We start from the raw sequence: 26,501 nt of genomic DNA, 5'->3' as shown, positions 1-26,501 counted from the left end.
TCGAGGCTCAGGTGCCGGTGGGTCAGCTCACCTTGAAGCGGACGATGTTGTTGAACACCCAATCCTCCGTCACCCGGTGCGACCAGACACCGTCAGCACCCTGACTGCTGGCCACAATGCTGGACCACACCCAGGAACGGCACCCGTCCCGACCCGTCTGGGCCGTGTCGCACTCCGTCTTCCAACGACGCCCGTCCGACGCCGTCCATTCACCAGCCACTCCCAGCGGGTTGTTCGCCCACTGCGCGCGCTTCATGAAGGGCAGGTAGGTGAGGTTGTTGAACACCCACCCGTTCGTCTGCACGAACCGACCGGCCTCCACCTTGACGCTGCTGGCCCAGATCTCCGTCGTGCAGCGGATGGTCTGCGAGTACGGCTCACACTCGGTGTACCACCAGCGTCCGTTCACGTTGTGGAAGCCAGGCGTCGAGTACAAGTCACCGGGCTTGGCGGGCGCCGTGACCGTCACCGTCGCAGTGGGCGACGGCTCCACACTCGGCTGCTCCGACGGCTCCTCCGGCTCCGAGGGCTCCGGCTCCGGTGCGGGTGCACCACCGACCACGAACGGCGCGATCGCCAACCAGTCTACGTCGGGCGCCATGGCGTAGCCGGGCAGAATGACGTCGTCATGCGTGCCCCACTCAGTGCCCTCGTCGATGTACAGCGTCGAGCGGGTGTTGCCGAAGGTGATGGCACCCGCGTCCGTGCTCAACGTCAGCGGCATGACCGCCTCCCAGAAGTTGAGCGCGCCGTAGGTGTAGCGGAACGTCGTGCGCCCCGCCAACCCCTCGGTGCCTGCCTCGCTGGCCTGCAGCCCGAGGTCAACCACCTGCGGGTTGTAGTCGTGCGTGCCCTCGATGTCGTCGTTCGAGTAGTGGATGACGACGTCGTACTCGCCCGCGGCGTCGAAGCCGGCAAGGCGCGGGATGGTGAGCGTGCCCTCGTTGGCCGGGTTGGCATCGGTGATGCCCAGACCTTGCACAAAGGCACTGGTGCCATTGGTGAGCTGCGACGAGAACTGCGCCACCCGGGCGGTGCCGCCCAGCTCCACGACGTCCAGGTCCTCGGCCTCGATGCGGACGATGTTGGCGTCAGCCGCCTCGTTGCGCACGGTGCTGAGCGAAGACACATTCGCACCCTGGGCGGAGAAGAGCTCCACCTCAGTGATGCCCTCCGGCAGATGGACCGTGACCGTGGACTCGCCGTCGGCGAAGATGGCGGCGGTGCGGCCGTTGACGCGCAGTTCCAGGTCAGTGCCCTCCCAGTCCGCGGTCAGGTCGTAGTAGCCCGACTCGTGGTTGGAGAGGTACACGTCCGCGCGCTGGCCGGCCGTGAGGACGGCGCTGCCGCCGTCGAGGCCCGCGCCCTCGAACAGCCGGAAGGTGCTGGCCGGGTAGGTCAGCTCCTCGGTGTTGGCGGCGTCTCCGACGCGGACCAACTCGAAGCGGTCCAGGGTGACTCCCCCGGCCTCGCCGGCGCCGGGCATGAGGTCCGCACCGTCCTGGCTGGCGCGCAGGCTCAGGGTCTGCTCACCGGCCTCCAGGTCCACGTAGACCTCCGCGCTGCCGCGGGCCACCGTCGCCACGTTGCTGGGCTTGATGGCGTTGGCGCCGTAGGTGACGGTGGTGGCGAACTCGTCGTCGACGAACAGCGCGTGCTGCGCGACGACGCCGGGCGTGGCCCCCAGCACCTGCAGCCGGTAGCGGCCGGCTTCGGCGACGTCGACGGTCCAGTCAGCGCGCGAACCCACCGCGGCGAAGCCTGCCACGTCGCGGTTGTTGGAGGCGCGGTAGCCGCTGGGGGTGCGGACCTGGGCGTCGGTGAGGAACCCCTGCTCGGCTTCGAGGAGGTAGCGGCCCGACTGCTGCGCGAGCGCGGCCTCCGGGTCGGCGTCGCTGGCTGGGGTGATGATGACCTGGTAGGTGCTGCTGTCGTTCCGTGACGGGATGCGAAGCTGCAGCTGGCCGTCCGTCAGCACGACGTCGTTGCCGGCAGCCACCAGCCGCGGCGCGGCGGCGATGCCGTCGGTGCCGCTGACCAGGTTCTCACGAACCTCGAAGTCCACCGCGGAGCCGAACACACCCGTGTCCAGGCCGGTGAGCCGTAGTCCACCGTCGTTGCCGTTGGCGAGCCCGCCGACGATCACCTGTGCCCGGCGGGCGTCCTCGTCGATGGCCGCGATGGCGTTTTGCTCACCGGTGACCACCTTGACCGTGTCGGACCCGGTGAGGTCGCCGTACCACTTGAACAGCCACCAGCCGCCGTTTCCGGCGTTGACCTTGGCATAGTTGTCCGAGAGCGTGCCGGAGGCGGTCCAGTACGCGGTCTGGGCGTCCACCTTGGCTGCCTCGAAGCTGGCGAACCAGCGGAGCAGGTTGGCCGGCGAGCTCATGTCGCTGGAGGCGCCCCACTCGGTGATGTTGACCTCGGGGACCTCGTCCCCGGTGAGGCCGAGCTCCTGCGCGTACTGGCGGAACAGGCCCGCGCGGACCGGCAGCCACTGGTAGCCGCGCAGCTCGTGCCAGACGTAGATGTCCGGGACAGTGTCGGTCTCGATGGCCATGTCCAGGAAGGCCTTGATGTTGGCCTCGCCGCGCCACGCCGCATCACCCGGGCCGGCGATCTGCGGCCGCTCCAGCCCATGCTTGGCGTAGGTGCCGGTGATGACGTTCCACGCCGCCTCCCAGTCGGTCTCGCCGTTCGGGGTGTAGCTGTCAGGCTGGCCACCCTGGTGCATGTAGCGGTCGTAGAGGGAGTCGCTGTTCAGCCACTGCAGGTCCACCTCGTTGAACGGGATGAACACGTACTTCTCGGGGTTGGTGGCCTCGCGGGCCACCTCGTCGACCACGATCTCCAGCACCTCGAGGTAGTCCCACACACCGTTGGGGTCGTTGGTGTACTCACCGGTCAGGATGCCGTCCGTGCGCAGGTAGTTCCTGTCGTCACCCGGGCGCACGCCACGGTTGTAGGGCCAGTCCGGGTAGTAGTCCTGCGTGTAGACGTACAGGTCCTTGCCGTGCTTGTCGAAGAACGTGTCCTCGATGTTGAACGCGTCACCGCCCGGGTGCTGCGTGCCGTAGGGCGGCTTCTGGGACACGTTGGTCATGGCCGCGCCGTTGACGATCGCCTGCGTGGGCGACTGCTCGTCGCCGAGGCCGTAGAGGGTGCCCGAGGCGCCGCCCCGGAATGCGCCGGTGTTCTGCGCGAAGTCGACGACGACGTCCTGCAGCGGACGTTCCTCGACAGTGACCCGAGCCACCAGCGGCTCGACCCAACCGGAGATCCGCCCCTGCACCTCGAAGGTGTTGCCGGGGGTGGCGAGCTCCGACGGTGGTACCTGGTCCCAGGCGATGGGCGCCTCGGTGGCGAACCCGGACTCCGTGACCACTGACGCGGTGACGGGCAGCTGCGGGCTGACCGAGGCCGGCGTCGAGACCTCGAACACCGAGTCCTCCACCGATGCGATACCGCCCACGTAGTCGGTGAACAGCGTCGAGACCTGCTCCGCGTTCAGCGCGGCCCCGTAGACGGCGAAGTCATCGAACTCACCGCCGAAGAGCGCGGCCCACTGGGGGGCCCAGGGGACGGTGCCGATCAGCCCGGAGCGGGTGCTGTCCGGCTCGCCGAGCTTGGTGAAGTCAAGCGGCACGGCCACCTTGGAGACCAGGCTGCCGTTCATGTAGTAGGACAGCGACTCGCCGTCCGCGACGCTAGTGAGGTGCACCCACGTGTTCGAGGCCAGCGGCTCGTTGGCCACCGCCTTCACCTCGGAGCCGGAGTTCGCGACCGCCTTGGACTGGCCGCCCTCGTTGGGCTGGTAGTAGACACCCCAGTTGTTGGCGGGTAGGGCGTCGCTGCCGATGATGTAGGCCCACGGCAGCTGGTTGGCGTTGGCGCCGTTCCAGTTGATCCAGGTGGAGACCGTGATGGCCTCCATCCCGTCGAACAGGCCCTTGGGGATCTCCAGGTACGGCTTGCCCTCCTGCGAGGTGTTCTGCGCCCCGCCGGGGAACCTGCCCGACGCCCCGAGCTCCGCCGTGGGGCCGGTGCCGCGCGGCAGGGACTCGGCAGCGACGACGCGGGCGTCGAACGCGCTGCCCAGGGTGCCCTCGTTGACGATGGTGGCGGCCGCAGCGTCGCCCTCGAACGTGTACAGGAGCAGCGGGTCGGGGGACTCCTCCGCCACGGCCATGGGCACGTGGACGAGGTGCGGACCCACCAGGGCCAGGCCGAGGGCCGCTACGCCCGCGGCCCGGGCCCTGCTGGAGGCAGTAGGAAATGGCATGGGAGACCTCTCTGTCGAAACTTCTCTGTCCGGCGAAAACGGGTTGCCGCCACCGTGGCGAAGGGGGGATCGGGGGTTGGGGGTTTGGTTCGTGATCGACCTTGATAACGTTTTCAAGCCCACGCTACAACGCGTTTGGGGTCAGGTCAACCGCTTTTTGAAAGCGTTATCAGATCAGTTGCCGCGGGGCGGGGCGGTGCTCTCGCGGATGATCACGTCCGGGGTCGAGGAGACCAGCGGGTGGTCCTTGGCGCCGTGGATCTGCTCCTTCAGCAGCTCCCAGCCGTTGCGCCCCATGTCCGCGAACTCCTGGCGCGCGGTGGTCAGCGCGGGGTGCCACAGCGAGGACAGCGGATGGTCGTCGAAGCCCACGACGCTGACGTCCTCGGGCACCCGGAGCCCCTTGTCCCGCAGCCCGGCCATCACGCCCATGGCGATCTCGTCGTTGCCACAGAACACGGCGGTGACGTCATCCCGCTCCGCGATGACGTTCCCGACGTCGCGACCCGACTGCGGGTCCCAACTGGCCTCGAACACCTCCGGGACCTCACGGCCGGCATCCTTGAGCGCCCGCCGCCAACCGGCGGTGCGGCCGTCCTCCCGGCGCGACGGCGGGATCCGGACGTGGTGCACCGTCTCGTGGCCCAGTTCCAGGAGGTGCTCGACCAGGTGCCGGGCCGCCACGGACTCCCGGATCACGGCCTGCGCGTAGGCGGTGTCCCGCACGCCCGAGAGCGCCACCACCGGCATCCACTCGGGGATCCGCTTGATGGCGGCCACGCCCGGCGGGTCGAACTTGAGGACCGCCACGCCGGCGATCGCCTGCGAGAGCACGAGCGAGATGCCCGCGGTCAGCGACTCCTCGTCGGCCTCCTCGATGACGGTGAACGTCACGACGTAGCCGTCGGCCCGGGCGGCCTCCTCGAGCCCGCGGATGGTCTCGGCGTAGCCGTAGCGCGATGTGTTGCCCACGACCGCGGCGATCACCTTCGGCTTGCCGCCGACCAGCACCCGCGCCGAGGCGTTCGGTGTGAAGTCCAACTCCTGGATGGCGGCGGCGACGCGTTCGCGCTTGTCGGCTCGGACATTGGCGCTACCGCTGAGGAATCGGGACACCGTCGGCACTGAGACGCCCGCCAGCAGGGCGACGTCCTTCATGGTGGCCGGCACGCGGGCGGCAACGGCAGGTTCCTGCCCGCTCGCCGCCGCACTGGTCTCCATGACCCCGAAGCGTAGCGGGGCTGTGGACGTCCTGGTGACCCTCACTTCACCGCACCTCCCGTGATGCCCGAGACGATCCGCCGCTGGGCGACGATGAACGTCACCAGCAGCGGCAGGCTCATCAGGATGATGAACGCGAAGATCAGGTGCCAGTTGTTGAGGTAGAGGCCGGCGCTGGCCACCTGGAAAAGGTTGAGGGGCAGCGTGTCCACGCGGCCGCCGATCACGAACAGCGCGTAGAACACGTCGTTCCAGATGTAGAGGCACAGCATGATCGTGGTGGTGGCGAGCACCGGCACCAGCAACGGCAGGATGATGGTGAAGAAGATCCGTAGCGGCTTGGCGCCGTCGACGCGGGCAGCCTCCTCCAGCTCCACGGGGATGGTCCTGACGAATCCGGTGATGAGGAAGATGGCCGTGGACAGGTACATGCCCATGTAGACGCCGACCATCCCGGGCACGGTGCCCGCCAGGCCGAGCTGGCGCAGGAGCAGCACGATGGTCACCACGGCGGGCGGGAGCACGACGCCGCTGATGGCGAGCGTGTACAGCACCGCCATCCACCGCTCAGCCCGACGGGCCAGCACCCAGGCGGCCAGCGAGCCGAGGATCAGCACGCCCACCACTGACGGCACCATGATCAGAAGGCTGCCGAAGAAGCCCGCGAGCATCCGCCCCTCGGAGAAGACGGTCGCGAAGTTCTCCAGCAGTTGCCACTGGCTGGGCAGCGCCAGGTTCGGATTCAGCGCCTCTGCCTGGTTCTTGCCGGCGGTGACCACCACCAGCCAGAAGGGGACCCCGAGCAGGAGCGCCGTGATGGCCACGACTGCCAACTGGTGCGCAACCCGTCCGGGCTTGATGCGGCGCCGGGTGGCGACGGAGGGCTTGGTAGGGGTGTGGGCGGTCATAGGACTTCCTCCCTCTTGCGGAGGTAGCGCACGACGGGGAAGGCGATCAGCGTGACGGTGAGGAACAGGATGAGGCTCATCGTCGTCGCCTGGGCGAACAGCCCTTGACCGAAGGTGCGGAAGATGAAGATGTTGAGCAGTTCGGTGGTGCCGCCGGGTCCGCCCTCGGTTAGGGCCTGCACCACGTCGAAGCCATTCATGGAGCCGAGCAGGGCGGTTGCGACGTTGAACGTGACGGCTGGGGCGAGCAGCGGGAACCTGATCTGGACGAAGGTCTGCCACCAGCTGGAGCCGTCGATGCGCGCAGCCTCGAGCACGTCCTCGCTGATGGTCTTGAGTCCCGCGAGGTAGATCAGCATCGACAGGCCCATCCACTTCCAGGAGTGCACCAGGGCCGCGACGAGGATGGTCCAGGTCGTGCTGCCGAGCCAGGCGATGGACACGTCGAGGCCGGTGATGAACGACAGGATGCCGTTGAGGGAGCCGTCGGGTTTCAGAATCGCCCTGAAGATGTATCCGACGGCGAGGGCGGACATGATCACGGGAATGAAGAACAGCACCCGGGCGGTGCGGTTCAGCCAGGTGTCGCGCTCCAACAGCAACGCCAGCATGAGACCGAACAGGTTCTGGAAGACCGCCACCAGCGTGGCGTAGATGAGCGTGACCTTCAATGCGTTGAGGAGCGACCCGTTGCCGAGCAGGGAGCTGAAGTTGTCGAACCCGGCGAAGTTGATGTCCGACTTGAAGCCGGACCAGTCGGTGAAGCTGTAGACGAAGTTGAACAGCGTGGGCACGAAGAAGAACACCACGAGGACCGCCAGCGCGGGCACGAGGAAGACCGCGGGGTGGTCCGTGCGGCGCCCGTGACCGGCGGCCTGTCCCGCGCGGGTCGGCTCGGCGAAGAGCGTGGACATGGGTTTCCTTCCGGGAAGACCGGGTGGGCGGTTCGGGGGTCACCGCCCACCCGGGAGTATCAGAATCCCTCGGCGCCGAGGGCCTTGGCGAGTTCGGCGAACTGCTGCTGCGTCGCCTCACCCACCTGCTGGGGGGTCTTGGTGCCCTGGATCATGTCAGCCAGGTTGATGTACAGGTCCGGGTTGGCCACGGCGAGGGACTGCATGGACCCCACCGAGTCGGCCAACGACGCGTGCACGTCCAGCAGCGCCTGCGGGACGCCGTCGGGGTTGGAGACGTCGGGCTGCAGGGAGATGGTGTTTGCGGCCTGCACGAAGTCGGCGTAGCCATCGCCCAGCCAGTAGGACAGGAACTGCTTGGCAGCCGCCTCTTGGGTGGCGTCGCCGGTCTTGAACGCCACGACGGCGTTGGACTGGTCTGGGATCGAGGTGCCGACGTTACCCTCGGGGCTGATCGGGAAGAAACCGATCTTCTCGTCGAGTTCGGCGGTGTCGGCCTTGGCCTGCAGCTGACCGAAGAAGGAGTTCACCTGCACCACCATGGCTGCATCGCCGGCCAGCAGGGCGTCTCCCTGGTCCTCGAACGTGGCGGTCTTGATGTCGTCGTTGAACAGGCCCTCGTCGATCCAGCCCTTGTAGTTGTTGATGGCGGTCATGATGGTCTCGTCGGTGAACTGCTCCTCGTTCGCGTTCACCCGGTCCCACAGGCCGTCCTTGGCAGCGTTGGCGAGTTGGATCTGGACCCACCACTGGGTGCCCCAGCGGTCAGCTGCCATCTCGTGGAACGGGGTGACGCCGTCGGCGTCGAGGGTGCGGGCGAGCTCGATCATCTCTTCGATGTTGCCGGGGGTCTCAGTGATGCCCGCCTCGGCGAACACCTCCTTGTTGTAGTAGACGCCCTGCACGGCCGGGGTACTGATCAGCGCGGCATAGCGGGTGTCGCCCACGAACCCGGTCAGGTCCTTCAGCGCCGGATCCATGGCGTCGAGCCACGGTGCCCCATCGAGCGGGAGGAGGTTGTTGGTGGCGTTGAGTGCGTTGAGCTGGGACTCGGTGGGCTGCCAGAATGCGAGGTCCGGCTTGTCGCCAGTGGCCACCTTGGTCTGGATACCCTGCTCGTACGGATCGGGGATGGTCACGACCTCGACCGTCGCGCCCGTCAGCTCCTCGAATCCGGCGATGACCGGGTCCGCGGTCTTGTTCGAGTTCTGAGCCGCCCAGATGGTCAGGGTGACACCGTCAAGGTTGGCGTCCTCCGCCGGCCACTCGGCGGCGGCGCTGCCCCCGCCCTCAGTGGGGCTGGACGGGTCCTGCACTCCAGGGTCACTGCAAGCCGTCAGCGCGACTCCCGCTGTCAGGGCGACCGCAGCCGCCCGTACCAGGGACTTCTTCATTGGAATCTCCTTTGGTCGACTCGCCTCAGGCGAGCTCTCGGGGGCCGGATCCGCCCTTGTGGCTGATCCGGATCATGCGTGCGGCCGGGGCGGCATCTGCGTCGACGCGCAGCACCCCGTCCGTCTCGTTCCACGCCAGTTGCCAGGGCGTGAGGTTCTTGGGGAACACGGTCTCGATCCGCGGGTCGAGGCCCGCGAAGCGCGGCAGCCGCAGTTCCGCGGCGGGGGCGTCCGAGCGTCGCCAGAGGAACAGCAGCGTGGTGTCGTCGACGTCGAGGCCGAGGGCCACCCACGGGTCGTCCCACCGGGGCAGGCCGAGCGGCCAGACGGGCGTGGAGCGTCGGATGTCGTGCCGGATCTCCTTGGTCAGCACCACGGCCTCGCGGACCAGTTCCAGCTCCGGTTCTGTCATGTTGTTGAGGTAGCCGGACAGGAAGAAGCGGCCCGGGAGCCCGGTGACGAGGCAGAACGCCGCCTCCTCGGGCGACATCCCCGGCTGCGGGTAGGCCCAGCTGGCGGCCTGCTCGGGGAGCATGCTCATCGGCGCCGAGGCGGTGATTGGTGGGTAGAGCAGCGGGTCCTGCTGGTCCGAGGTGGACTGCAGCTGCAGCCGGGACAGGAGCGCACCGTCGGCGCGCATGGCGCCGGAGCCACAGTTCTCGATGACCAGCGCCGGGTGTCGGTCCAGGACGGAGTCGAGCCAGGCCAGGTGGGCGCGGTTGTGCTCGAGGAGGCCGTCACCGACGCTGCAGCTCGCGTGGTCGGTCCCGGGACCGGGGTTGATGTTGTAGTCGAACTTGAAGTAGCCGACGCCGAAGTCCGTGACGAGGCGGTCCACCACGGCATCGACGTGGGCCACTGCTGCCGGGTGCCGGAAGTCCAGGTGGTAGCGATCCTGCTCCACCAGCCGCTGGCCGCCGCGCTGCAGGAACGCCTCGTCGGGCAGTTGATCGGCCAGCGGGCTGCGCACGCCGATCACCTCGGGCTCGAGCCACAGGCCGGGCACCATGCCGTGCCCGCTGATCCGTTCCACCACTTCACCGAGGCCACCGGGGAAACGGGTGGTGGACGGCAGCCACGCGCCGACGGAGTCCCACCAGAAGCCGGAGTCGTCGTACCAGCCGGCGTCGATGCAGAAGATCTCCGCACCGGCCGCGGCCGCGGCGTCAACGAGCGGGATGAGTTTGGCGGTCGTCGGGTCGCCGTTGAGCGTGTTCATGTAGTCGTTGAAGATGACCGGCAGCGACTCGTTGTCCGCGTGCGGCCGGCGGGTCCGACGGCGCAGCTCGGTGACGGCGGCGACGGCGTCCGTCAGGTCGGAGCCGAGCGCCACCGCGGCCGGCACCGTGGTGAAGGACTCGCCCGGCACCAAGGTGCGGCTCCAGCCGTGGTCCATGTGGTTGGGGCCGGAGACCGCCACCTCGAAATCGCGGTACTCCTCGCCCAGTTCGATGCGCCAGGCACCGTTGTGCAGCGCCTGCCACACCCAGGCGACGCCTTGGTCCGCTGAACTCGCGGCCGCGACCGGGGTCCACTCGCCGGAGGACCAGGTGCCGGTGGAGACCATCGCCTCCTGTCCGCGCGGGCGGTGGCCGGTGAGGTGCTGCGAGATGCGCGGGAAGAGCTCGCCGAGGGCGACGTCCTCCCACCGGTTCTCTGCCAGCCAGTCGCTGCGGGCGCGGTGCAGTCGCCAGTCGGTGTTCCCGACCGGGAGATCCTCACGATTGCCGAGCGGGGCAGACCAACTGCTGACCGCGAGGAGGGTGACAGGTGCGTAGGACGTGTTGGTGACGGTGGTCCGGGCGGTGAGGGCGGCGACGCCGTCGAAGGACTCGAGGGTGGTGACGACCTCGAGACCGGTGGTGGCCATCTCGAGCTCGAGGTGGTGGCGACCTTCCTCGGAGCCTGTCCGGAAGTCCGTGAGTCGCAGAGACTGCCCCAGTTCCGACATGCCCAGGCGGGAACTCGCGAGGGCGTGGCCGTGGTCCGAGGTGAGGACCTGCACCACCGGAACGAGGTCGCTCGTCGTCATCCGGACGCCGCCGGCCTCCGCCGAGCGGAGCGCCACCGGTTCGTCGGCACCATGGCCGATCTCGAGCACCAGCGCGTCGTGTCCCCAGCGGATTGCCGTCACGATCCCTCCCTTGCATCTCTACTTCGTCACGTGCACGAGTAGTGAAGCACAGTTTTGATAACGCTTTCAAGATCATCGTGAAATCGTTATCAAAACCGTTGTGCTTGGGCTGGGTTGGGGTTGGCAGTGGAGCCACCGGCCGGACGGCATCGACTCGGGCGCGCCGTTCCCGCTGATTCTGCTACCGGGATCCTGAAGGACGCGCTTCAGACGACCCCCTGCGGAAAGTTCCGGGTAGCAGTATCAGCGGGCTCCGGCGGCACCGGCCCCGACGGTGGCAGAGGGCCACCGTCGGCGCCAGGATCAGCGGCCGTGGCCTCCCCGAACGTGCACGATCCCCTCCTCGATCGCCTTGGCGACGGCGTCGGCCTCAGCTTGGGTGAGCGTGCCGTCGCTGACTGCTTCGTCGAGCACCGCTTGGTCGTCCGCAGCCCGCGCGGCCACGCGTTCGGCGGCGACCTCCTCGAGTGCGGCAAGCACGTCCGCCTCGTCGAGGCCGAGCTCGGCCGCGATCCCAGCGGCGAACTCGGAGTGGCGCTCCTCCCGGGCGGCCTCGCGTTCCTCAGCGGTCTGCCCGGTCGGCCTTCCGTCGGCGAACATCGCCTCGCGGGCCGCCTCGACCGCCTCCGAAAGCGCGGTCTCCTCCACACCTAGCTGCTCGGCGAGCGCCTCGATGTCGAGGCCCATTTCCGCGCGAGGGCCGTTCCCCCAGCCCCGCTCGCCGACGCCACCGGGCGCGTGGCCCCAGACCTCGCTCTGGCTCGACGTCGCGGTGGGCGTCGGCGTGGTCTCGTCCTCTGCGCTGGCCAGTTGACCGACGCCGAACCCCAGCCCCGCGGCCATCGCCGCCGCGGAGATCCCGATGATTGCCTTGTTCCTCATGGTCTTTCCTTCCGGTTGGTTCCCCGTCGGAGACCTGTCCGACACCTCCACCGTCGATCCCGCTGCTGGCAGGAAGCTGTGAACCGGCTGGGCGGATGCTGGGAATCCGGCAGGATGGAGCCATGAGCGCACCGTCTGACCTCGTCTGCGGGATCGTCGCGGGCGAGGTGGAGGCCGAGGTCGTCCACCGCGACGAGCACGTCGTCGCGTTCCTGGACCACCGGCCCGTGTTCAAGGGCCACGTGCTCGTCTGCCCGACGACGCACTTCGACACGCTCGAGGACCTCCCCGCCGAGCTGCTGGTCCCGCTGTTCAGCACGGTCCAGCGGTTCGCCGTCGCGATGCGGGAAGGGCTGGGCGCGCAGGGCAGCTTCACGGCGGTCAACACCGTCGTCAGCCAGTCGGTGCCACACCTCCACGTGCACGTGGTGCCCCGCACCAAGGGCGACGGCCTGCGCGGCTTCTTCTGGCCACGCACCAAGTACGACGACGGCGAGGCCGCCGCCTACGCCGAGCGGTTGCGCCGGGCGCTGGACTGAGTTTCCGCGACCCGTGGTCCGACACCCTTGACATTTGGTAACCGCAAAGTTACTAATTGATGCATGGACACGTTCGCTGCGATCGCAGATCCGGTGCGCCGGGCGCTGCTGCTGCGGCTCAGCCGGGGCCCCGCCCGCGTGGTGGACCTGGCCGGGGACCACGCGGTCAGCCGCCCGGCGATCAGCAAACACCTCCGGGTGCTCGCCACGGCCGGGCTGGTGGAGGCCGACGACGTCGGGCGCGAGCGGCACTACCGCCTCGTGACCGACGGCCTCGAGCCGGTCCGCGCGCTGCTGGAGAGCCTCACCACCACCAGCACCCCGAGGATCCCGGAGCACACCCTCGACAGGCTCGACCTCGAGGTCCGACGCGCCGGCCACGACCGCGAACGTGCACCAAGCACCGCAACCCACGAGCACAAGGAGACAGGATGATCACCCCAACCTCCGACCGCGGCACCAAGCAGGTGCACGACGGCCAGGACTTCGTCGAGTTCACTCGCACCTTCCGTGCCCCAGCCGAGGACGTCTGGGCCGCCGTCACCGACCCCGGCAGGCTCGCCCGCTGGATCGGCTCCTGGCGCGGCGACCCGGCCGACGGCGAGGTCTGGTTCAGGATGCTCTTCGAGGGCGACGAGATCCCCGAGGAGCACATGGCGATCCACCAGTGCGATGCGCCCCACCGCCTGCGCGTGACGTCGACGTCGCCATCCGAAGAAGGGCCGCAGGTCTGGGACTTCCGGATCGACCTCGTGGAGGCAAATGGCGTGACCACCCTGACCTTCGCTCAGAGCGTTCCCGACGCGCAGTTGGCCGAAGGCGTGGGACCCGGCTGGCAGTACTACCTGGACCGCCTGATGCTTGCCGAGACCGGGGCCGATCCCGCCGACATCGACTTCGACGACTACTACCCAGCCCTCAAGGAGCACTACAGGGAGTTGTTCGCCTGACCTCAGAACGCCAGCTTCGGGCGTGCTCCTCCGAGGTTCGGCCACTGGTCAGGCGCTGGCCGCAGGCGCGCTGCCGCCTGCCGCTGCCTGGATGATCTGGGCGAGGTCGCCCGGACGGCTCCACATGGGCCAGTGCCCCGTCGGCAGGTCCACGACGTCGAGGTGCCTGAGGTGCGCGACCTCGGCGAACATGGGATGTCCGGCCCTTGCCAGTTCCAGTACCTGCGCCCCGGGGATCGAACAACACACCAGGGTGGTGCTGACCTCTCGGCGGGCTTCGTCGGTGAGCTCCACGCTCTGGCGGAGCACGGTGCCCGGCTCGGGGACCGCCCGGGAGCGAAACCGCTCGAGGACCTCTGCGCTCAGGCCTTCGAGGCTCGCCTGCTGCCCTAGGACCTCGAAGGGCGGCAGTGGCAGTTCCTCGACCCCAGCCGGGAGGTCCGGGGCGAAGGCGCCGCCCGCCGCCACAGGACCCGAGTCCACCCACACCACCCGATGGACAAGCTCGGGGTGCCTGTCGAGGACCAGACTGACGGGGCCATTCGCCCCACTGTGGGCGACGATCGTCGCGGGATGGTCCTCGGACACCCCGAGTCGGGTGAGGAGGTCCACCACGGCCGCGCTCTGGTCGTCGAGGGTTCTCGTCGTACGCTCCGGGTCGTCCCCGTCGAGGCCGGGGAGCGTCATCGCGGTTGCACGGGTGTGGCCGTTGTCGAGGTGTTCGAGCACCTCGTCCCAAGCCCAGGCGCCCAACCAGTGGCCGGCGATGAGAATGATGGTCGGAGCGCTCATGTTGGTTGTCATGCCTCCACCTTCTCTGACGCCAAGGACAGCCGTGTGTCACCATTTGTGTCATGAATTCGACGAGGGCTGGGCGGTGAAGCGGGCGGAGCGACTCCACGCCCTGTCCGAGACGCTACGGCGAAGCGGGTCCCGGGGCGTTTCAGCCGAGCGGCTGGCGGATGAGTTCGGCGTTTCCGTGCGCACGGTCAAGCGAGACCTCGCTGCGCTGGACAGCAGCGGCGCGCCGGTCTGGTCGCGTCCCGGCCCGGGCGGAGGCTACGGCTTGGCGATGGGTGCGACGTTGCAGCCGGTCAGCCTGTCCCCGGCGCAGGCCGTGGCGCTCATGGCGGCAGTGGCCGCCGCACCTGACGCGCCCTACTCCGACCTGGCAACGGCCGGGGTCCGCAAGATCCTGGACCGCCTCGACCCCGGGACACGGGCACGGGCAGAGGAACTGGCCGACCGCGTCTGGGTCAACGCGCCTCCCACCGCTTCGCGCGCCACCAGGTCGGCGCTCGAGGAGGCGATGACCGAGCAGCGGGTGGTCCGCATCCGCTACACATCGGGGCGGGGCACGACCACAACCCGCGACGTCGAACCCGTACTGTTCGCCTCCACGGGCGGCCAGTGGTACCTGGTCGCGTGGTGCCGCCTGCGCGATGCCATGCGCTGGTTCACCGTATCGCGCATCGAGCGCGCCAGCGTGACCAGGACGGCCTGCAGCGGCCACACCGTCGGCGAGGTCGGCGAGCCACCGGCGAACGCGAGGCCGGTTTACGGTCGGGAGTGATCCGTACTGGTACGTGGGGCTCGCGGCAGTATCCGCCCGAAACCCGGGACTGCAGCCATCCGGCTCCCCGCCCACCAGGGGTCCCGTCAGTCACCGTTCCACTAGGCTGGCCGCGTGGCCGATGACTTCGTGATCGCTCGGAACCCGGAGGAGGGCACCTCGCTGCCCTACCTGGTCCGGATCCCGCTGGGCGTCGACGGGATCGTGCTGAAGGTCCGCGAGATGTGGCCCCGCACGTCGAAGGTCTACTGCCATCGGGCCTCGTGGCCGGAGGATCCGGAGATCCTCGAACAGGTGCCAACGACTTCGTGCACCAAGCGGGGCGCGGCCATCGACCTGGTCCTCGACCGTGGCCGCGAGAACCGCTCCCAGTTCGTCCTCACCGTGGCTCGCGGCAGGGAGATGATCTTCTGGCAGTCGGCCCGCACCACCAAGCAGGCCCGACCCAACGTCCGTGTCCCCACCGCCCGGGCGCAGGGGCTCGACGAACTGGAGATCGTCGTCGACGTCCATGAGCGCTACGCCTGGAAGTTCACCCACCAGCAGGCGCTGACCCGCAAGGCACCCCTGCCCGCCGGTGATTACGCTGTCGAGGCCGACGGCGCACTGGTGGCTTCGGTGGAGCGCAAGTCCCTCCAGGACCTCGTCGCCACGCTGACCAGCGGGAAGGGCAACTATCTGCTGGCCGCCCTGGCCGGGCTACCGCGGGCAGCGATCGTCGTCGAGGACCGCTACTCCAAGGTGTTCGACCTCAAGTTCGTCCGGCCCGCGGTCGTCGCCGACGCCATCGCCGAGGCCCAGGCCCGCTTCCCGACGGTGCCCATCATCTTCGCCGAGACCCGCCAGCTGGCGCAGGAGTGGACCTACCGATTCCTCGCCGCGAGCCTGAACGAGGCCGCGCTGGCAGGAGACACCGAGCGGCCACTCGGGGAACTCGACGGCGCCCCCGCGCCAGAGCCGAAACCCCCGAAGCCCGCGGTGGTGCGAGCGTGGGCGAAGGCTGCGGGGTACGAGGTCGGCGACAAGGGTCGCATCCGGCCCGAACTCGTCGCCGCCTATGTGGCAGCGCACCTACCGAACGACACCTGACCCCGACAGCTCCCTGAGGGCGCGCGTCAGGAAGTCGCCCCCTTGCTCGTGTCCGGCAGCGTGTGGGAAACCCACGCACCGACGAGGCCGAGCACCGCAAGGAATGCGAGTGCGACCTCGGGACCGAGCAGCGCCAGCCCACCGGAGACCGCTCCGACGACCAACAACAGCACACCCATCGCGGTGTTGGAGATCGCGACGTAGCGGGTGCGTCGCTCCTCACCAGCCATGTCGACGACGTAGGTCTTGCGCGCGACCCGGACGCCGACATGGGCGATCGCCAGGACCAGGAAGGCCACCGCGTGGAGCCAACCGCCGACGCGCAGCTCGGGAACCGCCTGCAGGAGCAGGAAGGCCACGATGACGCCGCTGGCCAGCACGGCTCCCCAGACCATGAGCCGCTGGCTGGAACGGTCGGCGAGCCGGCCCGCCAGTCGACCACCGAGGAGTCCCGCGACGCCTTGCGCGATCACGAAGGGACCCAGCCCGGCCAGCCCATGGCCTCCCTCGCTGGCTGCCATGGCGACGACGAACGGCGGGGCCAGCGCCGAGACGAGCAGCAACCCGCGTGCCAGTACGAACCGGCGGAACGGTGCGTCCTCGCGCAGCAGCGCCCACGACTCGCTCGCCCAACCGGCTCCGTCGTCGGACTCGACGACCTCGCCCGACGGCTCGCGAATGCTGGCGAAGACGACGAGCGCCAGTACCCAGGCAAGCGCAGCCGCACCCAGCAACCAGGCCAACAGGTGGACTCCGGCCTCCTGCCCGCCGACCAGTCGGATCACGAGTCCCAGAGTGATCGCGACCGCCCCGGAGAGCATTGACGTGAGACCGCTGATCTGGCCGCGCTCCCCCTTCGGCACGGTCCTCCCGAGGACGTCCTTGCCGGCCAGGGAGCTGAGCGACCGTGCCAGGGCGAAGAAGGCGAGACACGCGACGACGGCGACCCCGGCCACCCAGCCGGAGGCCAGACCGACGGCGAGCGCCATGCCCGCCGCCGCGATCGCCTGCCCCATGGCACCGAGCAACCAGAAGTGCTTGCGGTGGGCAGACCTCTGCAGTACCGGCGCCATCGCCGCCTGCGGCAGCATCGAGCCGGACTCGCGCACCGGCACCAGCAGAGCGAGCAGGGCAGAGGGTGCACCGACGGCGGAAAGCGCCCACGGCAGCACGGTCTTGGCGTTGACCACCTGGTCCCCGATGTTCTGCAGGCCGTCGGCCACCATCTGCCGGAAGCCATTGCGTGCCGTCTGGCCCTGCTCCTCGGCCGACTGCTCCGAGCGATCGGCGCGAACGAGTCTCTGGAAGATGGCGGTGGTGATGGTCACCGTCCCATCATCGACCATTGTCAGCTTTTAGCGCTTGAGATTCTGCTGCGGAGCCGGCCGCGTCAGAACCCGGCTCGCGCCGTCTGCAGTTGGCTTGCGCCCACCAAACTGGCCTGCGCTGCAGCGCAAGCGAACCGCGTGAGCGCAGGCTAACTGACCTGCTCCTGACGCCGGACGAACGCGGGGTTCAGGCGACGGCCTTCTTCACCAGTTCGCGGAGCTTCTTCTCGACGGCGTCGGTCACCTCGACCACGGCGAACGAGACCGGCCACATCGGCCCGTCGTCGAGGTTGGCCGGGTCGTCGAAGCTGACGGTGCCGTAGCGCGTCTTGAACTTCGACGCCGGCTGGTAGAACACCACGACCTTCCCATCCCGGGCGTAGGCCGGGAACCCGTAGAACGTCTTCGGGTTGAGGTCGGGCGCAACCTCGCTGACGATGGCGTTGAGACGGACGGCAACCTCCTGGTCCACCCCGGTCAACTTGTCGATCGCCTTCGCGCAGTCCTCGACCTCGCGGGCGAGCTTGGCCGCACCCTTGAGACCCTTGGTGGACCGCAACTCCTCAGCACGCTGCTTCATGGCGGCGCGCTCCTCCTCGGTGAAACCACTCTTCGTCGCTGACATGTTCCCTCACTTCCCGTCTTCGGAGGTGCCGTCTGCACCTCCACGACCACAACGCTACGAAGCGCGCCGGGGGATCGCTTCTCCATTCCTGCTCGGTCTGACTGGGCTTCTGTTGGTCTCGACACGGGCGCGGGGCGCCCTACTCGACCAGCGGGAAGCGGCCCCGTTGGTCTCGACACGGGCGCTGGATGCTCCGTTGGTCGAGTAGCGCCCGCGAGGAACGAGCGGGTGCGTGTCGAGACCTCCCTAGCGGTGGGCCCTACTGGGCCGTGGGGAAGCCGTCGATCCCGGTGAAACCGAACATCTGGGCCGTGGCGCGGGCGGAGGGGGTGCCGGCGTCGGGGTCGGCTCCGGCGTTGAGCAGGTGGGTGGCGGACTCCACGTCCTGCTTGAACACCGCGCAGGTCAGGGCGCGCTGTCCGCGGTTGTTCTCGGCCTCGAGATCGGCGCCCTTGCCGATCAGCATCGCGACGGTCTCGGGCGCACCGTTGTAGGCGGCCAGGATGAGGAACGTGTCGCCGTTGGCGTTGTGCATCTCCAGTGGGGCGCCGGCGTCGATGTAGGCGGCCAGCTGCTCGGTCTCACCGGCGCGGGCGAGGTCGAAGAGCTGGTTGGCGAGCTGGATCTGCTCCTCGGACATCTGGGCGGGTTCGTCGGCCATGCCCGTCAGCGTAGCCCCAGGACGCGTCGTCGCATCCGGTGAGCCTCGGTCAGTCCGCGCTCTCGGCGAGGTCCGCACCGGGCAGGCTGACGTCGGTCTTGCCGCGCACGCTGAGGTAGGCCCAGATGGTCATGACCAGCACGACCGCCCAAGCGACTGCGACCACCAGTCCGTTCAGCAGGGACGGGTCGACGACGAACGCCCCGATGGCCACCAGCGAGATCTGTCCGGGGATCGCCGCCATGGCGGTGGCGACGACGAAGTTGCGCTGGGTCACGCCGAAGGCGCCGCTGCCGTAGTTCACGGGCCAGTAAGGCAGGCCGGGCAGGACCCGCAGCAGGAACACGGCCTCGAACCCCTTGTCGTCCAGCCGTTCCTCGATGCTGGCCCCGCGTCGTCCCAGGATCTTCCGAACGACCTGGTGGCCCGCCGCCCGCGCCAACCAGTAGGCGCCCCAGCAGCCGATGAGGACGCCGACCACTGACGCCGCGCTGCCCACGACGGTGCCGAACAGGATTCCTGCGGAGACCGCCATGACCGTCACCGGGATCGGGGTCAGTGCGACGGCGGCGTACAGGCCGATGAACGCCGGGATGGCCCAGAACCCGAGGTCGACGACGGTGGTGCGCATGCCGCGGACGTAGCCCGGGATCTCCCCGATCGAAGGCATCTCGACGTTGAAGACCAGCCAGAGCATCACCGCAGCCAGCACGAGCAGCAGGCCCGTGCGCAGCACCCAGGTCCACTGGATGCCGGACTGCCCGCCGGTGCTGGGCCTGACCTGGATGGCCGGTTGTTCGCTTGTCGTCACCGCACAAGTCTGCCATCCCGCGGCTCGGTCGAGACCAAAGGTGAGGTCTCGACACGCACGGAGCGCACAACTCAACCGGTGGTGCCGGCCCAAATTGCGCGCAACGGCCGTAGGCCCTCCTCGACGTAGTGGGCGATGGGGCGCACACCACCGTCAGTGTGCCACGTCTCGAGGGCGGCGAAGTAGCCGAACGTGAGGGCGTTGGCTGCCACGCGCGCCTGCGCTGCGGTCATGCCGTGTTCCTCAAAGGTTGGTGCGATCTGCTCCGCCGCGCGGTCCAGCGTCGCCAGAGCGGCGGCCCGCACGGAGGGCTCGGTGAAGAAGTACCGGATCCGGCGCGCTGCAGCGCCGGCGTCGGCCGCGCCGTCGCCAGGTGACTCGTAGCGCTCGACCGCGGCCACGAGGCTCCCCACCGGATCGGCCGGGTCCAGGATCTCGGCCAGCCGTTCGGCACTCATCGTCTCGAACTCGTCCGCGGCGAGCAGCCGCTCCTTGGTGCCGAAGTACCGGTAGATCGACGACGCCGACACCTCCGCGGCCGCCGCGATCTCCTCGATGGTGACGGCCGCGAAGCCGCGCTCGTCGAACAGATCGAGGGCCTTGTCCTGGATGACGCGCATCGCGTCCCGACGCCACTGCTGCCTCAGTCCTGCCATGCCCCGACCCTACCAGTTTGGAGCGAGCCTCTTCCGTGTATACAGTAGCTCTCTGTCTGACAGTCACTTTCAGAACGGAAGTGCGTAACGCAGAAGGGAACTGACATGACCACACACGCATCCACGCAGGGCCTCACCAACCGCCCGGCTGTCCAGCCCTTCCTCTGGGCCGGACTGCTGCTGACGGCGGTGGCCACGATCTACCCGTTCGTCGACGCCGCCACCACCGGCTTCATGGCTGAACACCTGGCGGCCTCCTACCCGGGCTACTCGGCCACGGAGATCGGGGCGGCCACGACGGCCTACCTCGTGATCCTCGCCGTCGTCGGCCTCGTCGGTGCCGCCGGGTGGGTGGTGACGGCCTGGGCCGTTCGCGCCGGCAAGCACTGGGCACCGGTGCTGGCCACCGTCGCCCTCGTGGCCGGCGCCGGCATCGCGGCGGGTGGCCTGGGCGTCGTCGACACATCCGGCGACGTCGGCCTGGCACCCGTCCTGGGCTGGCTCCAGGTGCTGCCGGTGGTGGCCGGCGCGCTGGCCGTCGTCCAGCTGTGGCGCGGGCGCGCCCGCAGCGACACCGCAGGAGGGACCCGATGACCAACACGGACACCTCCGTCGTCGCCTCCCCCGCCCAGGGGGAGGCGACGACGCCTTGGCGCCGCCAGGTGGTGCTGTTCCTGTCCGGCCAGACGGCGTCGCTGTTCGGCTCGATGCTGGTGCAGTACGCCATCATGTGGCACCTCACGCTCGAGACCGGCTCGGGACTGGTGCTCGCGCTCGCCGGCGTCTTCGGGTTCCTGCCGCAGGCGGTGGTCTCCGTCTTCGGCGGCGTCTGGGCGGACCGGATGAACCGCAAACTCCTGCTGGTGGCGGCCGACGCGAGCATCGCCGCCTCCACCCTGGGGCTCGCGCTGCTGATGCTTGCCGGGCACGACGGACTGTGGCTGGTCTACGCCACGCTCGCGGTCCGCTCGGTGGGCGCGGGGATCCAGCTGCCGGCAGTGTCCGCGATGGTCCCCCAGATCACACCGGGCGACCAGCTGATGCGCGTCAACGGCATCAACGCCACCATCCAGTCGGCGATGATGCTCGTGGCACCCGCACTGGCGGCCGTGGTGTACGCGAACCTGTCCATCATCGGCATCTTCCTCGTCGACGTCGTCACCGCAGTGATCGGCATCGGGTTGGTGCTGCTGGTGCGGGTCCCCACGGTGGAGCGCACCGAAGAGCCTGCCTCCTACTTCGGGGACCTCGTCGCCGGCGTGCGCTACATCGCCGGGCACGAGTTCATCCGGTGGTTGCTGCTGCTGTTCGCCCTGGTCTACGTGCTGGCGGCCGCGCCGTCGTCACTGATGCCGTTGCTGGTGACCAGACGCTTCGGCGACGACGTGTGGTTGCTCGCCGCGGTGGAGCTCGCGTTCAGCGTCGGGATGCTGGCCGCGGGGCTGCTCATCTCCGTCTGGGCGGGGAGCCGCAACCGGGTGGCGATGATCGTGGTCACCTCGGTCGCGTTCGGCGTGTTCACCCTCGGCACCGGCCTGAGCCCGAACGTCTGGGTGTTGGCGGCGTTCATGTTCGCCGTCGGGTTCAACGTCCCCTACTTCTCGACCCCGTCGATGACCCTGATCCAGGAGTCCGTGGAGCCCGGGATGCAGGGGCGCGTGTTCGGGTTCATGGGGATCGTGATGGCCTTGGCCATGCCGCTGGGCGTCGGGATCTTCGGGCCCCTGGCGGACCGGTTCGAGGTGCAGACGCTCCTCGTGGTGGCCGGCTCCCTGATGCTCGCGGTGGCCGTGGCCGCCGTCACCCTCCCGGCCGGGCGCCGGGCGATGGCGAACGACACGCCCCACATCGCGCCGTCGTCGAGTGTGGCCACGTCGTCGAAGCTGACGGTGCCGTAGCGGGTCTTGAACTTCTACGCCGTCACTGTGGGGTGCTCAGTTGAACTGGACGCCCTTGACCTCGTAGTAGGCGTCGCCGCGGTAGAACTGGGCGTCGGAGTTGAAGAACTGCTTCTCCCCCTCGCACAGCATCCGCAGGCCGACGGCGAGCGCCTCGCCCTTGTCGCCCGAGGCCGCGAGCACCGCGTAGGCGTCCAGCATCCGGGGCTCGTCCGCGAGGGGCTCCTGGCCGTCGAACCAGACGGTGAAGCCGGTGAGCTTCGGCTCGTCCTGCCCCGCGGTGGAGACTGCGCCCATGATGGTGCCGCGGCCCGGGCCTTCGCACGTGAAGGTGGCGTCCTCGTCCTCACAGAGCCAGTCCAGCTCCTCGAGGCCGGCAATGACGCCGGCCGGGTCGTCGGACAGCGGGATGGCGGCCATGAAGTCCGTCGACGAGTTGCCGATGTCGAGGCTGCTGGTGTCGGCACCGAAGCGGTAGCTGAAGCGGCCGGTGAGGTCCTCGCGCCACTCGGTCTCGCCGTCGACGTTGGTCTCCGTGCCGGTGATGGCGGCGAGGAACGCCTCACGGTCCGCGTCGGAGATGGGCAGCGTCGGCAGGATCGGGTCGACGAGGGCCACCAGTTCCTGGGAGCGCTGCTCGGGCGTGGTGTCGTTGTGCAGGAGGGTGAGCGAGAGCTTGTCGATCTCCGCGTCCTCATTGATACGGAAGCGCAGCGTGACGAGATGACCCGGGTCGTGCAGGTAGCAGCCCTTGATCTGCACGCCGGTGGATGCCTCGTCGTGGCAGGTCAGCCCCGCGGCCTCCGCCACCTCATCGATGACCTCAGGGGCGTCGATGACCGGATTCTCCGGCAGATCGCCCTGGGGGACCTCGCCTTCGGTGGACTCCGTGACCTCGTCGGTGGGCTCCTCCCCCGCAAGCAGGTCACGCCCGAACAGCGCCCAACCTCCCGCGAGGAGCGCGACCACCACAACGATGATGCCGACCGTCAGCCACGTTCGGTTCCGGCGCCCGGGCGCCGGGGCTCCCGGGCGCTGCGGGTAGGGCTGCTGGCCGTAATGCTGGGGTTGGTACTCCTGGCCCTGCTGGAACTGCGGGCCCTGACCCTGCGGCGCGGCCTGGAACTGCGGGCCCTGGCCCGGCGGCGGGCCCGGCCGGTGCCGGGGCGCCTCCTGGAACTGCGGGCCGCTCTGACGCGATGGGGTCGTGGGCGGTTCCGGGGCCGGCCGGAACTGCGGTCCCGGCTGCTGGGGAGCGCCTGACTGGGGGAAGTCCGGGCGTCCGTCGGGCTGGGTTCCGGGCCCGTTGCCGGGGCCCTGGGGGTGCTGAGTCACAGAGTTCCTTCTTGGGGGAAGACGTCATTCGTGGCTGCGCCATTGTTTCAGGGGAGGGAGTCACCCCCTTGTCGCGGGCGTTCGGGCCGCCCGGGGAGTGGCGGGGCCGGCGGCTCTGGGAGGGGTGGTGACCAGCGTGAGCGGAAAGCGATTTCGAGGCACTGGAGCCGCCGAGCCCTTCGAGGCTCGCTGCCGCTCGCACACCAGGGAGACTGGAGAGGCGCCTACGGGCCCACGTGGTCCGGGACCAAGGCACGGGCCGCGGCCAGGAGCGCCTCGTCCGGGCGCGACTCCACCAGACCGAAGCGGTCGTCGTAGGCGCCGATGAAGGCCTGCTCCAGGACGTCGAGGGTGGTCCTTGGCGCTTCGGTGGCGACGGCGCCCACTGATGCGGGGTCGAACGGCAGCTCGAGCGCGGCGTAGACGTCGGCCAGCAGCGGCCGCAGCCGGGCGGCGTCGTCAAAGATCACCACGGAGCTGAACAGCCAGGCGTGGCGCACCATCCGCTGGGCGGTACCAATCAGCTTGACCGTGCCGCCGGCGTTGACGGAGTGCGCGCCGGCGCAGTACTCACCGGGCACCTCGCCCACGCGGGCGTCGATGCCGAAGTCAGCCAGTACGTCGGCGAGCATCGCGCCGAAGTCCTGGAAGCGGGCCTCCATGCCGCCGGGCGAGGTGGGGTCGTGCTGCACGTGGTCCAGCACGATGGTGCTCGACGTGCAGGCGACGGCGCGGCCGCCGGACGCGCGCACCACGGGCGTGAATCCCGCCTCCCGACATGCCTGGGCGGCGGCGGGGAAGCCGGGGCGGTTGGCGTCGCGGCGCCCGAACGCCACCATCGGCGTCGGCCGGAACACCCGCAGCGCCGAGTCCACGCCCCCGTCGGCAACCCGGCGCAGCAGCGCGGTGGTGGCGGCCATCTCGAGGGCGGGGTCGGCGTCGGCGACGCGTCCCAGCAGCAGGTCCATTCCCGGGGCGGTCAGCTGGGCTCGGGGTCGTCGGTGCGGGACCACCCGATGGCCACCAGCCGACGCAGCACGTCCAGGTCCACGTCGTCGAGCTTCTTCACGTAGACGCAGCCGGCGCCCTCGGTGTAGCCGCCCAGCTCGGGCAGGAGCGCGGCGCCCTCCGGGAGGTCCTTGAGCCCGTACATCACCAGTTGCGCCTTGCGGGGCGAGAAGCCCACCTTGGGCCATTCGCCCTTGGTCCGACCGTTGGGCGAGACGTAGCGGTAGCTGCCGTAGCCCACCATGGTCGGTCCCCACATCACCGGTTCCGTGCCGGTCACGTCGCGGAAGATCTCCGCCACCCGGAGGCCGTCGTCGCGGCGCCTGGCCGGGGTGGCGGTCTCGAGGAAGGCCTGCACGTCCGCGTCGGTGGGGACGGTCTTCTGTTCGCTCATGGGCACATCGTACGGGCCGCAATCCCCTCTGGACCCCGGTCAGTTCCCGCCGGGCGCCACGCGGTAGTGGTACTCCCCCAAGGGCTCGAACCCGAGGCCGCGGTAGAGCGCGATCGCGGCCGTGTTGTCCCGCTCGACCTCCAGCAGCGCGCGCTCCACGCCGTGCGCGGCCGCGACCGCCAGCAGCGTCTCCGACACCGCCCGTCCCAGACCCTGCCGACGCTGCTCCGGCGCGACCGTGATCACGTTCAGCACGGCGACGCTCTGCTTGCCTGCCTCCACCAGCGCCGCCCGGCCGACGGCGAGCATTTCCAACGGTTCGGCCGCGTCCGCGCCCGGGCGCAGCATCACCTGAACGGCCGGCGTCGCGGCCATGATTGAGCGGGTGGCCTCCTTTGCGCCCTCCCCCTCCCGGGGCGCGAGCTGCCAGGCGGCGTCGAACCAGTCGTCGTCCAGTTCCCCGGCGCGGATCTCGGCCGAGGTGTGCGGGACGAACTCGCGCGCGGCGGGGAGCGCAAGGGACAAGATGGTGCTCTCCCCGGCGACGGTGTAGCCGCGCTCGGCGAGCAGCGCGTCCAGCTGGGCGGGGCCGTGGGCGCCCATCACGCGGAAGCAGGCCTTGTCACCGGCCATCGCGCACAGTTGCTCGACCCGGCCGATCGCCTCGAGCAGGGCCTCGTCGTCCTCCGGTGCGTCCAGCGCGACGGCGCTGTTGGCGCGCTTGGTGACGCCGTGGGAGCGGAACAGCGCGAACCCGGCCACCTCGAAACGCTGCAGCGGCCGCCAACCCGCCACCAGTGCGTCGGTGAGGCGCACGCCCGTCAGCGCACGCGATGCGGGCGCCTTCCCGGGGTTGCGGGACGACTTCTTGCCCGAACTGCGGCGCGACTTGTTCACCCGCCAAGCCTACGGCGCGCACCCGCCCACACCACAGGTTCGGTGGGAGGATGCCGGAAGCCAGCACTCCGGCGAACCGCAAACCGGGACTCGGGGTAGCCTCGCAGACGTGAGGATCGCCACCTGGAACGTGAACTCGGCCAAGCAACGGATGCCGCGGCTGCTGCCGTGGCTCGAGGAGCGCAAGCCCGACGTCGTGTGCCTGCAGGAGACCAAGCTCACCGACTCCGCATTCCACGACCTGTTCTCCGGGACGCTCACCGAGCTCGGCTACGAGGTGGCCCACCACGGGCAGGGGGGGTTCAACGGCGTGGCGCTGCTCTCGCGCGTCGGTCTGGACGACGTCGAGGCCAACTTCGCCGGGCAGCCCGACTACGAGGACCGCACCGAGGCGCGCGCTCTCAGCGCCACCTGCGACGGCGTGCGCGTGCACTCGCTGTACGTGCCGAACGGGCGCGAGGTGGACTCCCCGCACTACGAGTACAAGCTGGCCTGGCTCGACGCGCTCGCGAAGGTCGTGGCCGAGGGACCCGACGACGTCGCGCTCTGCGGCGACATCAACATCGCCCCCTCCGACCAGGACCTGTTCGACCCCGCCGCGTTCGCCGGCCACACCCATGTCACCGCCGCCGAGCGGCAGCGGGTGGAGGGGTTCGGACTGGTCGACGTCCTGCGCGCGCGCTGGCCGGAGCACGACAGGCTGTTCTCCTACTGGGACTACCGCGCCGGCATGTTCCACCAGGACTACGGCATGCGGATCGACCTGGTCCTCGCATCGCAGCCGGTGGCCGACAGGGTCGCCGCCGCCTGGGTGGACCGCAAGGCGCGCAAGGGCAAGCTGCCGAGCGACCATGCCCCCGTCATAGTCGACCTCGACATCGCGCCCGACGGCGACATCGGCCCCGTCGTGCCCCCGCCGTCGCGGCCGGGGCGTCGCGGCACCGGGAAGGTGAAGCTGCCGCACGCGGTGGAGTGACGCAGGTCACTGCCACCCGTCGC

Annotated in this window: 25 protein-coding genes; 8 read left to right on the top strand and 17 right to left on the bottom strand. The window is 69.4% G+C overall.

What is annotated here, in order from left to right; translation table 11 throughout:
• Positions 1-22: 22 nt before the first annotated feature.
• From FOJ82_RS14880 to FOJ82_RS14850, 7 genes are all read right to left on the bottom strand, one after another.
• A complete protein-coding gene (locus FOJ82_RS14880) occupies positions 23-4,285 on the bottom strand; it encodes a LamG-like jellyroll fold domain-containing protein (protein WP_143939267.1) in 4,263 nt (1,420 codons plus the stop codon).
• A gap of 174 nt (positions 4,286-4,459) precedes the next feature.
• A complete protein-coding gene (locus tag FOJ82_RS14875; protein ID WP_185975828.1) occupies positions 4,460-5,506 on the bottom strand; it encodes a LacI family DNA-binding transcriptional regulator in 1,047 nt (348 codons plus the stop codon).
• Between the two features lie 41 nt (positions 5,507-5,547).
• Positions 5,548-6,414, bottom strand: a complete 867-nt coding sequence (locus FOJ82_RS14870; RefSeq protein WP_143939266.1) for a carbohydrate ABC transporter permease — start codon at positions 6,412-6,414, stop codon at positions 5,548-5,550.
• On the bottom strand, positions 6,411-7,328 hold the full coding sequence (locus FOJ82_RS14865) for a carbohydrate ABC transporter permease (RefSeq protein WP_185975827.1): 918 nt from the start codon (positions 7,326-7,328) through the stop codon (positions 6,411-6,413). The genes FOJ82_RS14870 and FOJ82_RS14865 overlap by 4 nt, the downstream gene beginning before the upstream one ends.
• Positions 7,329-7,387: 59 nt before the next feature.
• Positions 7,388-8,722: an ABC transporter substrate-binding protein gene (locus tag FOJ82_RS14860; protein WP_143939265.1), complete on the bottom strand. Its 1,335-nt coding sequence runs from the start codon at positions 8,720-8,722 to the stop codon at positions 7,388-7,390.
• Positions 8,723-8,747: 25 nt separating this feature from the next.
• Positions 8,748-10,856 carry an alpha-galactosidase gene (locus tag FOJ82_RS14855; RefSeq protein WP_143939264.1) on the bottom strand — a complete coding sequence of 703 codons (2,109 nt, stop codon included), beginning with the start codon at positions 10,854-10,856 and terminating at the stop codon, positions 8,748-8,750.
• A gap of 303 nt (positions 10,857-11,159) precedes the next feature.
• Positions 11,160-11,738: a hypothetical protein gene (locus FOJ82_RS14850; RefSeq protein ID WP_143939263.1), complete on the bottom strand. Its 579-nt coding sequence runs from the start codon at positions 11,736-11,738 to the stop codon at positions 11,160-11,162.
• Positions 11,739-11,860: 122 nt separating this feature from the next.
• On the opposite strand from FOJ82_RS14850, the gene FOJ82_RS14845 reads away from it, so the two are divergent.
• From FOJ82_RS14845 to FOJ82_RS14835, 3 genes are all read left to right on the top strand, one after another.
• On the top strand, positions 11,861-12,277 hold the full coding sequence (locus FOJ82_RS14845; RefSeq protein ID WP_143939262.1) for an HIT family protein: 417 nt from the start codon (positions 11,861-11,863) through the stop codon (positions 12,275-12,277).
• A gap of 63 nt (positions 12,278-12,340) precedes the next feature.
• On the top strand, positions 12,341-12,712 hold the full coding sequence (locus tag FOJ82_RS14840) for an ArsR/SmtB family transcription factor (RefSeq protein ID WP_143939261.1): 372 nt from the start codon (positions 12,341-12,343) through the stop codon (positions 12,710-12,712).
• The gene (locus tag FOJ82_RS14835; RefSeq protein ID WP_143939260.1) at positions 12,709-13,227 is read left to right on the top strand and encodes an SRPBCC family protein; all 519 of its coding nucleotides are present in this window, start codon (positions 12,709-12,711) and stop codon (positions 13,225-13,227) included. The genes FOJ82_RS14840 and FOJ82_RS14835 overlap by 4 nt, the downstream gene beginning before the upstream one ends.
• Before the next feature lie 48 nt (positions 13,228-13,275).
• On the opposite strand, the gene FOJ82_RS14830 is transcribed toward FOJ82_RS14835, so the two are convergent.
• Positions 13,276-14,031, bottom strand: coding sequence for an alpha/beta fold hydrolase (locus tag FOJ82_RS14830; RefSeq protein ID WP_143939259.1), 756 nt, complete (start codon positions 14,029-14,031; stop codon positions 13,276-13,278).
• Between FOJ82_RS14830 and FOJ82_RS14825 the strand changes: the two genes are divergently transcribed.
• Entirely contained in the window at positions 13,994-14,800 is an 807-nt protein-coding gene (locus FOJ82_RS14825) for a helix-turn-helix transcriptional regulator (protein WP_342780597.1), read from the top strand. The two genes, FOJ82_RS14830 and FOJ82_RS14825, sit on opposite strands and share 38 nt — an antisense overlap.
• A gap of 114 nt (positions 14,801-14,914) precedes the next feature.
• Positions 14,915-15,889 carry an ERCC4 domain-containing protein gene (locus FOJ82_RS14820; RefSeq protein WP_143939257.1) on the top strand — a complete coding sequence of 325 codons (975 nt, stop codon included), beginning with the start codon at positions 14,915-14,917 and terminating at the stop codon, positions 15,887-15,889.
• Positions 15,890-15,915: 26 nt separating this feature from the next.
• Here FOJ82_RS14820 and FOJ82_RS14815 read toward each other — a convergent pair whose 3' ends face one another.
• The 5 genes from FOJ82_RS14815 to FOJ82_RS14795 form a co-directional block, all read right to left on the bottom strand.
• Positions 15,916-17,217, bottom strand: coding sequence for an MFS transporter (locus tag FOJ82_RS14815; RefSeq protein ID WP_221933185.1), 1,302 nt, complete (start codon positions 17,215-17,217; stop codon positions 15,916-15,918).
• Positions 17,218-17,404: 187 nt separating this feature from the next.
• Positions 17,405-17,842 (bottom strand): hypothetical protein, encoded by a 438-nt coding sequence (locus tag FOJ82_RS14810; RefSeq protein WP_143939255.1) that lies wholly within the window; start codon positions 17,840-17,842, stop codon positions 17,405-17,407.
• 259 nt (positions 17,843-18,101) lie between these two features.
• Positions 18,102-18,503, bottom strand: a complete 402-nt coding sequence (locus tag FOJ82_RS14805; RefSeq protein ID WP_143939254.1) for an ankyrin repeat domain-containing protein — start codon at positions 18,501-18,503, stop codon at positions 18,102-18,104.
• A 49-nt stretch (positions 18,504-18,552) separates the two neighbouring features.
• Positions 18,553-19,314: a TVP38/TMEM64 family protein gene (locus FOJ82_RS14800; protein WP_143939253.1), complete on the bottom strand. Its 762-nt coding sequence runs from the start codon at positions 19,312-19,314 to the stop codon at positions 18,553-18,555.
• Between the two features lie 71 nt (positions 19,315-19,385).
• Positions 19,386-19,970 (bottom strand): TetR/AcrR family transcriptional regulator, encoded by a 585-nt coding sequence (locus tag FOJ82_RS14795; protein ID WP_143939252.1) that lies wholly within the window; start codon positions 19,968-19,970, stop codon positions 19,386-19,388.
• A 105-nt stretch (positions 19,971-20,075) separates the two neighbouring features.
• On the opposite strand from FOJ82_RS14795, the gene FOJ82_RS16525 reads away from it, so the two are divergent.
• Positions 20,076-20,564, top strand: a complete 489-nt coding sequence (locus FOJ82_RS16525; protein WP_221933184.1) for a hypothetical protein — start codon at positions 20,076-20,078, stop codon at positions 20,562-20,564.
• Entirely contained in the window at positions 20,561-21,868 is a 1,308-nt protein-coding gene (locus FOJ82_RS14785) for an MFS transporter (RefSeq protein ID WP_143939251.1), read from the top strand. Before FOJ82_RS16525 ends, FOJ82_RS14785 begins: the two co-directional genes overlap by 4 nt.
• A gap of 36 nt (positions 21,869-21,904) precedes the next feature.
• Here FOJ82_RS14785 and FOJ82_RS14780 read toward each other — a convergent pair whose 3' ends face one another.
• The 4 genes from FOJ82_RS14780 to FOJ82_RS14765 all read right to left on the bottom strand — a co-directional run bounded on the left by FOJ82_RS14780 (position 21,905) and on the right by FOJ82_RS14765 (position 25,502).
• Positions 21,905-23,203: a hypothetical protein gene (locus tag FOJ82_RS14780; protein WP_143939250.1), complete on the bottom strand. Its 1,299-nt coding sequence runs from the start codon at positions 23,201-23,203 to the stop codon at positions 21,905-21,907.
• Positions 23,204-23,427: 224 nt separating this feature from the next.
• A complete protein-coding gene (locus tag FOJ82_RS14775) occupies positions 23,428-24,171 on the bottom strand; it encodes a lipoate--protein ligase family protein (protein ID WP_143939249.1) in 744 nt (247 codons plus the stop codon).
• A gap of 11 nt (positions 24,172-24,182) precedes the next feature.
• Entirely contained in the window at positions 24,183-24,605 is a 423-nt protein-coding gene (locus FOJ82_RS14770) for a DUF1801 domain-containing protein (RefSeq protein WP_143939248.1), read from the bottom strand.
• Positions 24,606-24,644: 39 nt separating this feature from the next.
• Entirely contained in the window at positions 24,645-25,502 is an 858-nt protein-coding gene (locus tag FOJ82_RS14765; protein ID WP_143939247.1) for a GNAT family N-acetyltransferase, read from the bottom strand.
• A 109-nt stretch (positions 25,503-25,611) separates the two neighbouring features.
• Here FOJ82_RS14765 and FOJ82_RS14760 point away from each other — a divergent pair, with 109 nt between their 5' ends.
• The gene (locus FOJ82_RS14760) at positions 25,612-26,478 is read left to right on the top strand and encodes an exodeoxyribonuclease III (RefSeq protein ID WP_143939246.1); all 867 of its coding nucleotides are present in this window, start codon (positions 25,612-25,614) and stop codon (positions 26,476-26,478) included.
• The last annotated feature ends 23 nt before the right edge of the window (positions 26,479-26,501 follow it).

Source organism: Tessaracoccus rhinocerotis (assembly GCF_007197885.1).
Classification (GTDB): Bacteria; Actinomycetota; Actinomycetes; order Propionibacteriales; family Propionibacteriaceae; genus Arachnia; species Arachnia rhinocerotis.
Note: the sequence above shows the minus strand (reverse complement) of the source record. Positions and strands in the feature narration are given on the sequence as shown.